General features: G+C 51.3%; 14 protein-coding genes. 7 read left to right on the top strand and 7 right to left on the bottom strand.

What is annotated here, in order from left to right:
• Positions 1-235: 235 nt before the first annotated feature.
• Complete coding sequence (locus tag Q4C79_RS11640) at positions 236-1,354, bottom strand: S-(hydroxymethyl)glutathione dehydrogenase/class III alcohol dehydrogenase (RefSeq protein WP_368492236.1); 1,119 nt, start codon at positions 1,352-1,354, stop codon at positions 236-238.
• A gap of 416 nt (positions 1,355-1,770) precedes the next feature.
• Between Q4C79_RS11640 and Q4C79_RS11635 the strand changes: the two genes are divergently transcribed.
• On the top strand, positions 1,771-2,025 hold the full coding sequence (locus Q4C79_RS11635) for a hypothetical protein (RefSeq protein WP_303091187.1): 255 nt from the start codon (positions 1,771-1,773) through the stop codon (positions 2,023-2,025).
• On the opposite strand, the gene Q4C79_RS11630 is transcribed toward Q4C79_RS11635, so the two are convergent.
• The 3 genes from Q4C79_RS11630 to Q4C79_RS11620 all read right to left on the bottom strand — a co-directional run bounded on the left by Q4C79_RS11630 (position 2,022) and on the right by Q4C79_RS11620 (position 4,954).
• On the bottom strand, positions 2,022-2,525 hold the full coding sequence (locus Q4C79_RS11630) for a single-stranded DNA-binding protein (protein ID WP_303091186.1): 504 nt from the start codon (positions 2,523-2,525) through the stop codon (positions 2,022-2,024). The genes Q4C79_RS11635 and Q4C79_RS11630 overlap by 4 nt on opposite strands.
• Complete coding sequence (locus tag Q4C79_RS11625) at positions 2,516-3,910, bottom strand: MFS transporter (protein ID WP_303091185.1); 1,395 nt, start codon at positions 3,908-3,910, stop codon at positions 2,516-2,518. Before Q4C79_RS11625 ends, Q4C79_RS11630 begins: the two co-directional genes overlap by 10 nt.
• Positions 3,911-4,330: 420 nt before the next feature.
• Complete coding sequence (locus Q4C79_RS11620; RefSeq protein ID WP_303091184.1) at positions 4,331-4,954, bottom strand: lytic transglycosylase domain-containing protein; 624 nt, start codon at positions 4,952-4,954, stop codon at positions 4,331-4,333.
• A gap of 269 nt (positions 4,955-5,223) precedes the next feature.
• Here Q4C79_RS11620 and Q4C79_RS11615 point away from each other — a divergent pair, with 269 nt between their 5' ends.
• The 4 genes from Q4C79_RS11615 to prfA all read left to right on the top strand — a co-directional run bounded on the left by Q4C79_RS11615 (position 5,224) and on the right by prfA (position 8,763).
• Positions 5,224-5,832, top strand: a complete 609-nt coding sequence (locus Q4C79_RS11615; protein ID WP_303091183.1) for a hypothetical protein — start codon at positions 5,224-5,226, stop codon at positions 5,830-5,832.
• Between the two features lie 165 nt (positions 5,833-5,997).
• Positions 5,998-6,951 carry a thioredoxin-disulfide reductase gene (gene trxB, locus Q4C79_RS11610; protein ID WP_303091182.1) on the top strand — a complete coding sequence of 318 codons (954 nt, stop codon included), beginning with the start codon at positions 5,998-6,000 and terminating at the stop codon, positions 6,949-6,951.
• A 126-nt stretch (positions 6,952-7,077) separates the two neighbouring features.
• Positions 7,078-7,569, top strand: a complete 492-nt coding sequence (locus Q4C79_RS11605) for a peptidylprolyl isomerase (RefSeq protein WP_303091181.1) — start codon at positions 7,078-7,080, stop codon at positions 7,567-7,569.
• Positions 7,570-7,686: 117 nt separating this feature from the next.
• Entirely contained in the window at positions 7,687-8,763 is a 1,077-nt protein-coding gene (gene prfA, locus Q4C79_RS11600) for a peptide chain release factor 1 (RefSeq protein WP_303091180.1), read from the top strand.
• Positions 8,764-9,109: 346 nt separating this feature from the next.
• Here the strand turns inward: prfA and Q4C79_RS11595 are convergent, their stop codons facing one another.
• The 3 genes from Q4C79_RS11595 to truA all read right to left on the bottom strand — a co-directional run bounded on the left by Q4C79_RS11595 (position 9,110) and on the right by truA (position 10,632).
• Positions 9,110-9,268 (bottom strand): DUF1328 domain-containing protein, encoded by a 159-nt coding sequence (locus Q4C79_RS11595; protein WP_303091179.1) that lies wholly within the window; start codon positions 9,266-9,268, stop codon positions 9,110-9,112.
• A gap of 57 nt (positions 9,269-9,325) precedes the next feature.
• Positions 9,326-9,523 (bottom strand): CsbD family protein, encoded by a 198-nt coding sequence (locus tag Q4C79_RS11590; protein ID WP_303091178.1) that lies wholly within the window; start codon positions 9,521-9,523, stop codon positions 9,326-9,328.
• Positions 9,524-9,786: 263 nt separating this feature from the next.
• A complete protein-coding gene (truA, locus tag Q4C79_RS11585) occupies positions 9,787-10,632 on the bottom strand; it encodes a tRNA pseudouridine(38-40) synthase TruA (protein ID WP_303091177.1) in 846 nt (281 codons plus the stop codon).
• 281 nt (positions 10,633-10,913) lie between these two features.
• Between truA and Q4C79_RS11580 the strand changes: the two genes are divergently transcribed.
• Together Q4C79_RS11580 and putP are read left to right on the top strand one after the other, a co-directional pair.
• A complete protein-coding gene (locus Q4C79_RS11580; RefSeq protein WP_303091176.1) occupies positions 10,914-11,972 on the top strand; it encodes a lysozyme inhibitor LprI family protein in 1,059 nt (352 codons plus the stop codon).
• Positions 11,973-12,634: 662 nt separating this feature from the next.
• Entirely contained in the window at positions 12,635-14,161 is a 1,527-nt protein-coding gene (putP, locus tag Q4C79_RS11575) for a sodium/proline symporter PutP (protein WP_303091175.1), read from the top strand.
• The last annotated feature ends 187 nt before the right edge of the window (positions 14,162-14,348 follow it).

Raw genomic sequence — 14,348 nt, 5'->3', positions numbered from 1 at the left:
CTGAATTCTTTAGGGGGAATTTAGAGGAGTTTTGGTTTTTTTGCAAAGGTCTCAGCCGGCGAAGTGTGTTTCAGGATCGGATTTTTCTTCCAGCCACCCTTAAATCATGATGATTCTGAAACAGCAAGCAAATTAAAAAAGATTACCGGATCGCTCGAGTAATCTTTTTCATGAAACCGTATTTATTTTAAGCGTGTATGCCTGTCTGAAATTTTCAGACAAGCATTTTCAAACCTTAGTAATGAATCACGCTACGGATGGATTTGCCTTCGTGCATCAAATCAAACGCATGGTTAATTTCTTCCAGCGGCATGGTGTGGGTAATGAAATCGCTCAGGGCGAATTCGCCGTTCATATATTGTTGGATGATGCCGGGTAATTCGCTGCGGCCTTTCACGCCGCCGAAGGCCGAACCGCGCCACACGCGGCCGGTTACCAATTGGAACGGACGGGTGGAAATTTCCGCGCCGGCCGGTGCCACCCCGATGATCACGCTCTCGCCCCAGCCTTTGTGGCAGCATTCCAGCGCCGCACGCATCACTTCCACATTGCCGATGCATTCAAATGAAAAATCCACGCCGCCGTCGGTCATTTCGATGATCACTTCCTGAATCGGCTTGTCGAAATCTTTCGGATTAATGCACTCGGTGGCCCCCAGTTTTTCCGCCATCGCAAATTTAGACGGATTCACATCAATGCCGATAATACGCGAAGCGCCGCTCATGCGCGCACCGATAATCGCTGCCAATCCGATGCCGCCCAAACCGAAAATGGCTACGGTATCGCCACGCTTCACTTTGGCCGTGTTCATTACCGCCCCCATGCCGGTGGTGACGCCGCAGCCGAGCAGGCAGACTTCTTTCAAATCGGCTTCGGGTTGGATTTTAGCCAAACTCACTTCGGCCACCACGGTGTATTCCGAGAAAGTCGAGCAGCCCATATAGTGGTAAATCGGTTGGCCGTCTTTAAAGAAACGCACCGTACCGTCGGGCATTAATCCTTTTCCTTGGGTAGCGCGTACCGATGAACACAGATTGGTTTTGCCCGATTTACAGAACTTACACTCGTCGCATTCTGCTGTGTAAAGCGGAATCACATGATCGCCGGGCTTCACGCTGGTTACTCCTTCGCCCACTGCTTCGACAATGCCTGCCCCCTCATGGCCGAGCACGCAGGGGAAAACGCCCTCCGAATCCTGACCGCTCAAGGTATAGGCATCGGTGTGGCACACGCCGGTGGCGACGATACGCACCAGCACTTCGCCTTTTTGCGGCGGCATTAAATCCAACTCTTCGATTTTCAAAGGCTCGTTCGGCGCCCAGGCAACGGCGGCGCGGGTTTTGATGTAATCCATATATGGCTCCTTTTGTTATTCACCGATTGTCGGGATATTTCGCGAACTATATCACAAAATATTTGTATCGGATTTTCGAAAAAATGCCGGGCGCAAAATAATGGCAAACGCCCGGGCAAGCCAGCGTTTTTTCAGACAGGCATGAACTTTCAAACAGCTTTCTTACCCCTGAAAATGTCGTACCCAGTCACACTGCTTCACCCGAGCATGATGCAAATGTTTTAAGCTATAGCGGATTCAATCTTCGATACCAGGCAGCAAGCCGCAGGTGGTACACACGTACCGAACCGATTCTGTTGCCGCTTTAGCGGCTGACAAAATCGTTCTCTTCGAGCTTTGGCACAGCAGAGCCTTCGCGAAAGTTAAGTTAATCCGCTATATTGAAAAGAATGTTGCAAAGGTCTTAACTCTCAAAAATGAAGCAATATTTAAATTCCATCCTTCCCAAAACCAATGCCTGTCTGAAAACATTTTTCAGACAGGCATTGTTCTTCATGAAGCGGGTTGTGGATACTCAGGTAAATTCCGTTAAATCACCCCGTTCTCCAATTGCTGCCGCACACACGAAAACAACTGTTTCAGAACGTGGGATTGGCATCGCTCGCTTCGGTATCCGGCTGCTTTGCGATTATGCACAACGGCTGCAAACTAGCGGCTTTAAAAATGCTTAGAACGGAATATCGTCATCGATATCGTCTACCGGCGCCGCAGGCGCGGCAGCCGGTGCTTGGCGGCGCGGTGCGGCAGGCGGCTCGGCGGCATAAGATTGCGCAGGTTGTGCCGGCGGCGCAGATTGATAAGCATTGCCATCATCATAAGGTGCACCGCCACCGGAAGCTCCGCGCGAGCCCAACATTTTCATTTCGCTGGCAATGATGTCGTAAGCCGTGCGCTCGATACCGTCTTTACCGGTATATTTGCGGCTCTGGATACGGCCTTCGATATAAACTTGGCTGCCTTTTTTCAAATACTGGCCGGCAATTTCGGCAAGGCGGCGGTACATCGTGATGTTGTGCCATTCGGTGCGCTCTACCCGCTGGCCGCTTTGGCGGTCGTTCCAGCTCTCGCTGGTGGCAATCGAGAAATTGGCCACTGCTTCACCGTTGGGCATATAGCGCACTTCGGGATCACGCCCCAAATTGCCGATCAATATCACCTTATTTAAAGACATTCATTCGCTCCTAACAGAATTTTTTTCACCGCAGCTTCGTCAAACCCTTGTTGCAAAGCCTTGATAAATATGGTTTCACCATCGGCGCTGAAACTTACGGCCACAACACCGGCTACTTTTATCAAAAGAGAGTGTAATTGCTCTTGCCGCTCGTGCCAAGCTTTGCCTACCGGCAGTACCACATTTTTCACCGGTGCGGGTGCGGGCGCAACAGCGGCCAGTACAAACCAAAATCCGATTAAAACGCTGCAAAACGCAAACACACCGTTAAAGCCGAAATGTTGGAACAGCAAGCCGCCTAAGGCACCGCCGCTAAAGAGGCCGACTGACTGCATGGTGTTGTACACGCCCATTGCGGTGCCCTTCAATTCGCTGGGCGCGATTTTCGACACCAGCGAGGGCTGGCTGGCCTCCAATATATTAAAGCCGACAAAATAAACAATCAGGCTAAGGCCGATTAGCCATACGGAATGCAAGCCGAACAGCAAACCCAATTGCGCAGCGAGAATCAACGCAATACCCAGTAGAAATATTTGTTTGAGCTTATGGCGGGTTTCACCGATGATAATCGCCGGCACCATCAGCACGAGCCCGATTAAAGTGGCGGGCAGATATATCTGCCAATGTTCGGCCTTGTTCATTCCCAAATCCTGCAATGCAAACGGCAGCGAGGTAAACAGCGCCATCATGCCGCATTGCAAGGCGAAAATACCGAAATTCAGGCGCAGTAATTCTTTGTTTTTCAGCACTTCGCCAAAGCGCGCGGGCTGTACTTCGGCATCCTCATGCAGTTTGGAGCGCGCCGGATCGGGTACCAGAAACTTCACCACCAGCATGCTGATCAGCGTCAGCACGCCGGTCAGCACAAACAGGCCGGCCACGCCGATATAGTCCGACAACAGAGGGGAAGCCACCAAACTGATGGAAAACGTCAGCCCTATGCTCAGCCCTATCATCGCCATGGCGCGGGTACGCACTTCTTCGCGCGTTAAATCGGCCACCAGTGCGGTTACCGCCGCACTCACCGCACCTGCGCCTTGAACAGCGCGTGCCAAAACCAGCATCGGCAGCGAGTTTGCTACCGCTGCCAGAAAACTACCGATTGCAAACACCGCCAAACCCAGATAAATCACTTTTTTACGGCCGAAGCGGTCGGAAGCCATGCCCAGCGGCAGTTGCAGCAAGGCTTGGGTGAGGCCGTACATCCCCATTGCCAAGCCGACCAGCATTTTGTTGTCACCCGCACCCGGCAGAGTAGCCGCATACAGCGCCAGCACCGGCAGCATCAGAAACATCCCCAGCATGCGCAAGGCATACACCCATGCCAAAGCCATGCTGGCCTGCATTTCCTGCGGATACATCCGAATACTGTTTTTTCTCGCCATACCGGGCCTGTCTGAAAATCCGTTTGAAACGGTTGGGATTATACGCTACCGCGCTAGGGCTGCCAGCCTATTTTGCCGGACAGCAACGGGCAACAAAAATGCTTTCAGACAGGCATTTCGTTTTGAATAGAATGCCTGAGACCTTTGCAAAATTCTTTTCGATACCTGAAAACACGTGCGTCATACTCGGGCTTGACCCGAGCATCTGTTTGTTTGAGAAGAAAAAGCAGATACTCGGGTCAAGCCCGAGTATGACGAGATATCAATAAATTCAGGATGAAAAAGTTTTTTGCAAAGGTCTCTGCCGTCTGAAAAAAAATATTTTGAGAAACACCAAAGCACGCACGGCACTTGCCGACAAGCGTTTTAGCCAAATCGCATCTAATAATATTTTCAGACAGGCCTGTCTGAAAATATTATCTAGCCCCATTGCCAGCGGTTGCGCCAAGCACCGTAAACCGCATTCGGATATTTGTTCTGCCCCAAGCTGCCGTTGTAACGTGCCAGCGCACGAGTCATATTGCCATTCTCGCGGTCGCGGTAATAGCGCAGGATGGTGCAGCCATAACGCAGATTCGTGCGGATATCAAATAAGTTATGAGAAGAACGGCCGATGTAGCGCTGCCAGAACGGCATCACCTGCATCAGCCCGCGCGCGCCCACCCCGCTGATGGCATATTGGCGGAACGCACTTTCCACTTCGATCAGGCCGAGCACCATCTGAGTATCCAGCCCCGCACGCACCGTTTCATATTGGATATGGGTGAGCAAACGGCGCCGTTCTCGCTCGTCGGGCACATAACGGCTAAGCCTGGCAGACATCGCCGCGAGCCAACGCTCTCCCTCTTGCGCGCTGGAGAACACCAGTCGTGCAGGATTCACATTATCAACCGAGCTGCGCATCACCGAAGCCACGTCGTCGGACAAAGTTTCCTCGCGCTGCGCACCCGCAACAGCCCACTGCGGCAGCAGCAAGGCCGCGCCGCCTGCCAACAACAGCTCGCGACGCGAAACAGAATGAAAATGATGTGTTGTTTTTTCCATAAATCGTAATGTGCACACAATGCCTGTCTGAAAAGCGCTCTGCTTATTTTCAGACAGGCATCCGCATAAAAAACCAGTAAAGCACTTATTATAAAACATTTTTCCCATCATCGCCGCTGGCTGCCGCAGCGATACGCGGTATAATGCAATCTTTAGCGTCAAGCGCAACACTTTTCTATTCCACACCGCCGCCCAAACGCTTGAATTCAGAGCGGCCAACCCCACATTGAAAGCCATTATCCGAACCACTACTCGAGAGAACCGAAGCGATGAAAAAACATCTGATCTTACTGGCCGTAACCTCCCTCGCACTGGCCGCCTGCAACGACACCAAACAAGCCCAGCTTGAGCAGCAACTCAAAGCCCAACAAGAACAAATCGCCCAGCAACAAGCCCAACTCGAAGCCATGCAAAACGGCCAGCAACAAGACAACACCGTTTACCAACTGAATGCCGATGCAGTCAACGAAACCCTGTCGCCCGAAGCACAAGCACAAGGCAAGCAAGGCGAAACCGTTACCGGCACCGACGGCCAGCAATACGTTTACGACCCCTCCACCGGCAGCTGGCTGTTGCAAAGCCTGATTGGTGCCGCCGCCGGCGCCTTTATCGGCAGCGCCTTGGCCAACAAATTCACCAAAGCGCCGGCCAACAGCCCGGCCGCCCAGCAAGTGCGCACCCAATATTCGCAACAATACAAAGGCAAAACCGCACAAGCACCGGGCAGCCTCAGCCCGCGCCAACAGGCCGCACAAAGCCAGCAACAACAAAACCGCCAAAGCAATGCCAACACCTATCGCCCAACCAATCAGGCTCAGCCCAATTACCAACAGCCGCGCCGCAGCGGCATGAGCCGAGGTTTCGGCCGCCGCCGCTAACCCTCTCCCGGCCCTATTCAGGGCCGTTATCCTGATTAACGGCAAAGCAGCAGGCCGGGCAATACCCCGCATAAACATAAACTATTACCTCCGACAACATCTTTCAGACAGGCGTTTTCATAGTAAAATAAGCCTGTCTGAAATTATTTTCTCAAGGAGCCGCTCATGAGCGAAACCCAACACCACAAACTGATTATTTTAGGTTCCGGCCCCGCCGGCTACACCGCCGCCGTATACGCCGCCCGCGCTAACCTGCAACCCGTTATCATCACCGGCCTGGCACAAGGCGGCCAACTGATGACCACTACCGAAGTCGACAACTGGCCGGCCGATGCCGAAGGCGTACAAGGCCCCGAGTTGATGGCACGCTTCCTCGCACACGCCGAGCGCTTCGGTACCGAAATCATTTTCGACCACATTCAAGAAGCTGATTTGCAAACCCGCCCCTTCGTACTCAAAGGCGATATGGGCACCTATACCTGCGACGCCTTAATCATCGCCACAGGTGCATCCGCTAAATACCTCGGCATCAAAGGCGAAGAAGTCTTCGCCGGCAAAGGCGTTTCCGCCTGCGCTACCTGCGACGGCTTCTTCTATAAAAAACAAGACGTCGCCGTAGTCGGCGGCGGCAATACCGCCGTTGAAGAAGCGCTGTATCTGGCCAACATCGCCAACACCGTTACCCTGATCCACCGCCGCGACAGCTTCCGCGCCGAAAAAATCATGGTCGACAAGCTGATGCAGCGCGTAGAGGAAGGTAAAATCATCCTTAAACTCAACGCTACCTTAGACGACATCCTCGGCGACGACAGCGGCGTCAACGGCGCCCGTCTGAAATACAACGACGGCCATACCGAAGACATCGCAGTAAACGGCGTATTCATCGCCATCGGCCACAAACCGAACACCGACCTCTTCAAAGGCCAGCTCGATATGGACGAAACCGGCTACCTCATCACCCAGGGCGGTACCGGCGACAATGTCGGCCTTACCAACATCGAAGGCGTATGGGCCGCCGGCGACGTGAAAGACCACACTTACCGCCAAGCCATCACCAGCGCCGCTTCCGGCTGCCAAGCCGCTCTGGATGCCGAACGCTGGCTGGATCGCCAACATTAAACCTCTATATCCCAGCGCACCGCGAAACCATCGCGCGGTGCGCTTTAATTTTCAGACAGGCATTGAACTTTAACCGCCTCTCCCTATATACTTTTAAGTATTCACTCGAAATCAAAGGAGCAAACAATGATTAAATTAACCACCAACAAAGGCGTCATCACCCTCGAGCTTGATCACGAAAATGCCCCGATTACCGCCGCCAACTTCGAACAATACGTTAAAGACGGCTTTTACGACGGCGTGATTTTCCACCGCGTGATTCCCAATTTCATGATCCAAGGCGGCGGCATGACCCCCGACATGAAAGAAAAAGACACCCGCGAACCGATTCAGAACGAAGCGCAAAACGGTCTGAAAAACGACAAATACACCATCGCCATGGCGCGTACCATGGCGCCCCATTCAGCTTCCGCACAATTCTTCATCAATACCAAAGACAACGACTTTCTCAACCACACCTCGCCCAGCATGCACGGTTGGGGTTACGCCGTCTTCGGCAAAGTGACCGACGGTTTCGACGTAGTCGATGCCATCGAAAAAGTGTCCACCAAACGTCACGGAATGCATGACGACGTACCGGTCGAGCCGGTGGTAATCGAAAAAGCCGAAATCGTTTAAAACGCTTTATGCTTTAAAAATGCCTGTCTGAAACCGTTTCAGACAGGCATTCATTCTGCGCGACTATGTTAAAATCCCCCATTTCCGTATCAAACTTTTCCCTGCCGCGAGCACACCATGAAACCCTCTTTGCTGGACAAATTACAACAACTGGCCGACCGCCTCGAAGAAGTCACCCACCTCTTGGGTTCTCCCGAAGCCACAGCCGATATGGATAACTACCGCAAGCTCAATAAAGAACATGCTGAAATCACGCCGGTAGTTGAAGTATTCCAACGATACCGGCAAGCGCAAAGCGATTTGGCCGAGGCTGAAAACATGCTGTCCGACCCCGAAATGAAAGAGTTTGCCGCAGAAGAAATCGAAACTGCCAAAAACACCATCGATACCCTCGATTTCGAACTGCAAAAACTGCTGCTGCCCAAAGATGACGACGACGACAAAAACATCTTTATCGAAGTGCGCGCCGGCACCGGCGGCGACGAAGCCGCATTGTTCGCCGGCGATCTGCTGCGGATGTATAGCCGTTTTGCCGAACGCAACCGCTGGCAAGTCGAAATCGTTTCCGCCAGCGAGAGCGACTTAGGCGGCTATAAAGAAGTGATCGCCCGCATCATCGGGCTGGGCGCCTACAGCCGCCTCAAATTCGAATCAGGCGGCCACCGTGTACAGCGCGTGCCCGCCACCGAAAGCCAAGGCCGTATCCACACCTCAGCCTGCACGGTAGCCGTGATGCCCGAGGCCGACGAATTGGAGGAAATCGAACTGAACCCTGCCGATCTGCGCATCGATACCTTCCGCGCCTCCGGTGCCGGCGGCCAGCACATCAACAAAACCGATTCCGCCGTACGCATCACCCACCTGCCCAGCGGAATGGTAGTCGAATGCCAAGACGGCCGCTCGCAACATGCCAACAAAGCCCAAGCAATGAAAGTATTGGCCGCACGACTCAACGACATGCAAAAACGCGAAGCACAGTCCAAAGAGGCGGCCGAGCGAAAATCCTTAATCGGCAGCGGCGACCGCAGCGAACGCATCCGTACCTACAACTACCCGCAAGGCCGCGTTACTGACCATCGTATCAACCTCACCTTACATAAGCTCGATTTCATCATGGACGGCGACTTGGAAGAGCTCACTGGCGCACTGATTGCCGAACATCAAGCCGAGCTATTGGCCAATTTGAGCGATTGATATTTATAGCGGATTAACTCAACTTTCGCGAAGGCTTTCTGCACCTTAGCTCAAAGAGAACGATTTTGTAAGTCGCTGAAGCGGCAACAGAATACTTGATTGTCTGCGGCTTGCTGCCTTGTATCAAAGTAATTAAATCCGCTATATATAGCGCTTTTCATAAAAAATGCCTGTCTGAAAGTTTTCAGACAGGCATTATGATGACGATTAATTTATATCTAATAAAAAGTGAAATGGAAAAACTTATTTACTTTACTTAGTTTTCCAAAACATGCTCCAGAAGAAAATAAGTTCCGGATACAAGTTTTTTCAACTAATAATTAATATAAATTTTTCACTGCATCGACTAACGCTTCTTACCAAAAATCAGCGATACTACTGCCAAAATCAGAAAACCAATAAATAATATCTTGGCAATCGAAGCAGCACTACCGGCAATACCAGTGAAACCCAATACCCCGGCAACAATCGCGATAATGAAAAATATTATAGAATAATGCAACATAAGTTTCTCCCTTCGTAGTTGGTCTAATAGCCTTAGCCTTGTTTCGGCAAGCCTTACTTATTGAGCGTTAAACCAGTCGTCAACTTCTTTTTCAGCATCTTCTTTACTGCGACCATAACGCTCTTGAATACGACCGACCAACTGATCACGTTTGCCTTCAACCACATCCCAGTCATCATTAGTCAGCTCGCCCCATTTTTCTTTGGCTTTACCTTTAAGTTGTTCCCATTTGCCTTCGATGATATCTTTGTTCATTTCACTACTCCTTAAATCGGGTTAATAAATATTACAACAACACATCCAGACAATTGGTAAAATCACCAATTGATTTCAGAATATCATCGAAAATTCTAAGAAATCAAGACAAATATTCAAAATTTACAAACGGTTTCAATAAAAAATCAGATATTACACCTCTAATCACTTGAAAATATTAAAACTAAAATCGCCTCCCTTTATTAGAGAAAGTTACATCTTAATTGGCTGAAACTTACGTTTTTGTTGCCAAATAAGATATTTTATGCCTCAGCAGACCACAACCAGTCCGGCGGCGGCGGGGTCGGTACCTGCCATTGCGGCGGATAATCCACCCCGGTAAGGTAAAGGCCGTCCGGCATAAAAGTGGGCGGTGCCAACAGCCGGCTTCGCGCAGCCAATAAATCGGCAAAGTCCGACACACCGATACGGCCGTTGCCCACATACACGAGCGCCCCCACAATATTGCGCACCATATGATGCAAAAACGCATTACCGCGTATATCCAGCGCCATTAACTGCGGCGTTCCCGTAAGCGAAACTTCATACATCGTCTTCACCGGCGACTTGGCTTGGCAACCGGCCGCACGAAAGCTGGAAAAATCATGCTCGCCCAACAATAAAGCAGCTGCTTCTTGCATAGGCTCCGGCGCCAACGGCGTATGCGTCCACCCCACCCGCCCCAGCAGCAACGGCGAACGCACCGGAGAGGATTGCAATACATAACGGTAGCGCCGCCCGAACGCATCAAACCGGGCATGAAAATGCTTATCTACCGGCAAAGCCTGCCACACTGCCACGCCCGGCGGTAAATGCGCGTTTACCCCGCGTATCCAAGCCTGTGCCCCGCGGCTGGCAGTGGTATCGAAATGCACCACCTGCGCCGTGGCATGCACGCCCGTATCGGTGCGCCCTGCAGCGGTAACCGTGATGGATTCGCAGGCAATGGCGCTCAACGCCCTCTCCAGCGCCGCCTGCACCGTAACCACACCGTCGGCCTGCTTTTGCCAACCGAAAAAGCGGCCGCCGTCATACGAGAGCATCAACGCCCAACGCTGTTTAACCGCCCGAACCGCTGATTCTCTTTTCGCTCCGTCTTCCTGAATCATCCTGAATCATCGCCCAACTTCATATAAAATACCGAAACTGCTCACAGCTTGCATAATTTTGCACAACACCGCAGCAGTTTGCCTATGCGTAAAAGCCCGGCAAAAGCGAAACACTTTGCCGGCATATTTGCTATTATAAGAAGCACCCAAACAGTCTGGCGAATATTTTTGCCCGCTTGAGCGCTTGTGTAACGCGCCATATCCAAAAACACAACTGTCACGCGCAGCCGATACAGTGCATCACTTTATGTTGCTCGACTCTATTTTGCCGAAGGTTAACCATGAATAAACCCTTAGCCCTTGTTTCATTAATCACACTCGCCCTGCTTACCGCCTGTTCCGACAAAGCGGAAGAAAAAGCCGGTAGCATTAGCTGCAACGATCCTGCCGTATTACAAAGCGCACGCGACAGCATTCTGCAAACCATCAAACAAGAAGCCCGCCAATACGCCCAAAATGACAATCGGCAATATGTTGACGCCGATAAAGTCATTGCCGCCGGCAGCGACTTGGGCATTACCCTGAGCGAAGTAAAAAGTAACAGCAACGGCACCTCTCCGGCCTGCACCGCCATACTCAACATCCAAATTCCCGAGCCGATACTTCAAGCCGCACGCGACAACCAAGCGCTGGTCTACTACCCGCAAAACCTCGACGGCATCCTGCAACAGCGTACCGGCGGCAATACCGGCTTAAGCTACGATAACAACGGCCTGTTCAAACAAGTATTAAACTACACTCCCGCACCCGCGCAAAACGCCGGCGTTACCGTAAACTATGCCGATAACAAGCTGACCAACACCGGCCAAACCCTTACCGCCACCTTGCTACCGTACGGCGTGAAAAGCATTTTGATGATGGGCGGCAAACCTATCCCGCGCGAAGAAGCCCTCAAGCAGCTCGCCATCGCCGCTTCCGCCTTAAGCGATATGCCCGCGCCGAGCAGCCAGCCCGACCCTCACGACATTCTGGAAAACAACAGCGCCTCTGCCATTTTCGCGCCTGAAACCGGCGCCGGCAGCGGCAGCGCACCGGAAACCCTGGCACCCAAACCCGAAACACCCGCCGCCAATATCTCACCGGGCGAACTTGACCAAGCACGCAGCAACAACCAACAAGCCGATGCCGACATCAACCGCGCTTGGGAGCGTCTCGAGCAGACGGTACAAAAAGAATTGCTTAGCGAGCAGCGCGACTGGATTCACAGCAAAAACAGTAACTGCCGCGCCGCCGCCGCCCGCGCCGGCAGCACTGAGGAAGCCGAATACCTGAAACTGCAATGCGATACCCGCATGACCCGCGAGCGAATTCAATATCTGAAAGGCTACAGCATTCCATAAACAAGATAGCGGTAAAGCTCAATGCCTGTCTGAAAAATATTTTTCAGACAGGCATTGAGCTTTGTAAAATTCTTTTCAATACCGGAAAACACGTGCGCCATGCTCGGTTTTGACCCGAGTATCTTTTTGGTTTGGGAAGAAAAAGCAGATACGCGGGTCAAGCCAGAGTATGACAAGTATCAATAAATTCAGCATGAAAACCGTTTTTGGCAAAGGACTCAGGCATTTATTTCTAACTGCTTTACTCTACTGAGAATATAGTGGATTCAATTACTTTGATTGACCATGACAGCAAACCGCAGACAATACACACATACGGCACCGATTCTGTTGCCGCTTCAGCGGCTTAAAAAATCCTTCTCTTTGGGCTGGGGTGCAGCAGAGCCTTCGTAAAAGTCAAGCTCATCTACTATATAAATTTATAAAAATCAAATATATTAAACAAGTCAAAACCAGCTGTCTATAACATAAGCAGCAAAAAAGAAGTTCCCCCATTTTGCTAAAACAGCCTGTTTTATTGGCAAACAGCTATTTTCTACCCGCCTCCTTTGTTGACAAGACTACTCATTCATTATACTTTTCCATTTTTAACCTTGATTTATTTAAATTAAAATAAGTTTTGATTTGCCTAATCAACCCACCATCCCAAGAGGTTTTCAACAATGAATCCGATGTATATTACCTTCGGGGTATATCTGATAGCCGTATTACTGATTGGCTTGGCAGCCTATTTTTCCACCCGCAACTTTGATGATTACATTCTGGGCGGCCGCAGCCTCGGCCCTTTTGTAACCGCCATGTCGGCAGGAGCATCCGATATGTCCGGCTGGCTTTTGATGGGTTTGCCGGGCGCCATTTACCTCAGCGGATTAAATGAAGCTTGGATTGCCATCGGTCTCACGATAGGCGCTTATTTCAACTGGCTACTCGTCGCAGGGCGCTTGCGTATTCATACCGAATATAATAATAACGCCCTCACCTTACCGGAATATTTCCATCACCGGTTCGGTGGTAACGGAAAAGTCATGAAGGTGATTTCCGCCTCTATCATTCTCTTTTTCTTTACCATCTATTGTGCCTCCGGTATCGTTGCCGGAGCCACCTTGTTTCAAAGCCTGTTTCCCGGCATGAACTACACCCAAGCCATGTGGCTGGGCGCGGGCGCCACCATCGCTTATACCTTTATCGGCGGTTTTCTCGCAGTAAGCTGGACGGATACCGTTCAAGCAACCTTGATGATTTTTGCGCTTATCCTAACCCCCATCATGGTTTATTTGGCTATCGGCGGCGCAGACCAAATGAATGCAGCCATCCAATCCATCGCACAAGGCAACGGCAAAGAATACGGCAGCCTGTTTGCCGGAACCACTCTCATCGGCATCATTTCCACTGCTGCATGGGGACTGGGCTATTTTGGCCAACCCCATATTCTTGCGCGCTTTATGGCTGCCGAAAACGTGAAATCTCTGGTTAGCGCCCGCCGTATCGGTATGAGCTGGATGATTTTATGTTTGGGCGGTGCGGTAGCAGTGGGTTATTTCGGCATTGCCTACTTCGGTGCGCATCCCGAACAGGTAGGCACCATGCAGGGCAACCACGAGCGCATCTTTATCGCACTGGCATCACTGCTGTTTAATCCATGGATTGCAGGCGTAATCCTTTCCGCCATTCTCGCCGCCGTAATGTCGACGCTCAGCTGCCAATTGCTGGTATGCTCCAGCGCCATTACCGAAGATTTTTATAAAGGCTTCTTGCGCCCGAATGCCACTCAGAACGAATTGGTTTGGGTGGGCCGCATTATGGTATTGGCCATCGCCGTTATCTCCATCCTGATCGCATCGGATCCCGAAAGCAAAGTATTGGGTTTGGTATCTTACGCTTGGGCAGGCTTCGGTGCAGCATTCGGCCCGGTTGTGATCTTATCTGTATTGTGGAAACGCATGACCGCCGGCGGCGCTTTGGCCGGCATGATTGCCGGAGCGCTCACCGTCGTAGCATGGGCGGAATGGGTGAAAAAACCTGCTCTGGCCGCACAACAAGCCGGCTTATTAACCATGTACGAAATCGTACCCGGCTTTATCGCATGCTGGCTGGTGGTGGTAATGGTTTCTCTGGCAAACAAAGAGCCCAGCCAAGAAGTGCAAGAACGTTTCGAAAAAGCCAATAGCGATTATCACGCGGCCCGATAATGGAGGCATCAAAAAGGCCGGCTGAACCCGTTCAGCCGGCCTTTTTATTTGATGAACCCATGGCAAGATTAAAAAACCTTACGGCAGAAAGCCTGTTTTCTAGGGGCTGTCGACAATTGACCGGCGAAGCGGTTTTTTGAGCTTGAATTGTCAAACCAAGCGCAACGTTTTTCGAAACAGCACCTCA

Origin of the sequence: Neisseria sp. (assembly GCF_030523955.1) — a bacterium.
Lineage (GTDB): Bacteria > Pseudomonadota > Gammaproteobacteria > Burkholderiales > Neisseriaceae > Neisseria.
This window is presented reverse-complemented; position numbering and strand designations above follow the sequence as displayed.

Bases quoted from the DNA above. Each gene is read 5' to 3' on its own strand.
- Q4C79_RS11580 (WP_303091176.1), top strand. From the start codon at position 10,914: ATGAATAAACCCTTAGCCCTTGTTTCATTAATCACACTCGCCCTGCTT.
- Q4C79_RS11590 (WP_303091178.1), bottom strand. From the start codon at position 9,523: ATGAACAAAGATATCATCGAAGGCAAATGGGAACAACTTAAAGGTAAA.
- putP (WP_303091175.1), top strand. From the start codon at position 12,635: ATGAATCCGATGTATATTACCTTCGGGGTATATCTGATAGCCGTATTA.
- prfA (WP_303091180.1), top strand. From the start codon at position 7,687: ATGAAACCCTCTTTGCTGGACAAATTACAACAACTGGCCGACCGCCTC.
- Q4C79_RS11625 (WP_303091185.1), bottom strand. From the start codon at position 3,910: ATGGCGAGAAAAAACAGTATTCGGATGTATCCGCAGGAAATGCAGGCC.
- Q4C79_RS11595 (WP_303091179.1), bottom strand. From the start codon at position 9,268: ATGTTGCATTATTCTATAATATTTTTCATTATCGCGATTGTTGCCGGG.
- truA (WP_303091177.1), bottom strand. From the start codon at position 10,632: ATGATTCAGGAAGACGGAGCGAAAAGAGAATCAGCGGTTCGGGCGGTT.
- Q4C79_RS11635 (WP_303091187.1), top strand. From the start codon at position 1,771: ATGAAGCAATATTTAAATTCCATCCTTCCCAAAACCAATGCCTGTCTG.
- trxB (WP_303091182.1), top strand. From the start codon at position 5,998: ATGAGCGAAACCCAACACCACAAACTGATTATTTTAGGTTCCGGCCCC.
- Q4C79_RS11605 (WP_303091181.1), top strand. From the start codon at position 7,078: ATGATTAAATTAACCACCAACAAAGGCGTCATCACCCTCGAGCTTGAT.
- Q4C79_RS11620 (WP_303091184.1), bottom strand. From the start codon at position 4,954: ATGGAAAAAACAACACATCATTTTCATTCTGTTTCGCGTCGCGAGCTG.
- Q4C79_RS11640 (WP_368492236.1), bottom strand. From the start codon at position 1,354: ATGGATTACATCAAAACCCGCGCCGCCGTTGCCTGGGCGCCGAACGAG.
- Q4C79_RS11615 (WP_303091183.1), top strand. From the start codon at position 5,224: ATGAAAAAACATCTGATCTTACTGGCCGTAACCTCCCTCGCACTGGCC.
- Q4C79_RS11630 (WP_303091186.1), bottom strand. From the start codon at position 2,525: ATGTCTTTAAATAAGGTGATATTGATCGGCAATTTGGGGCGTGATCCC.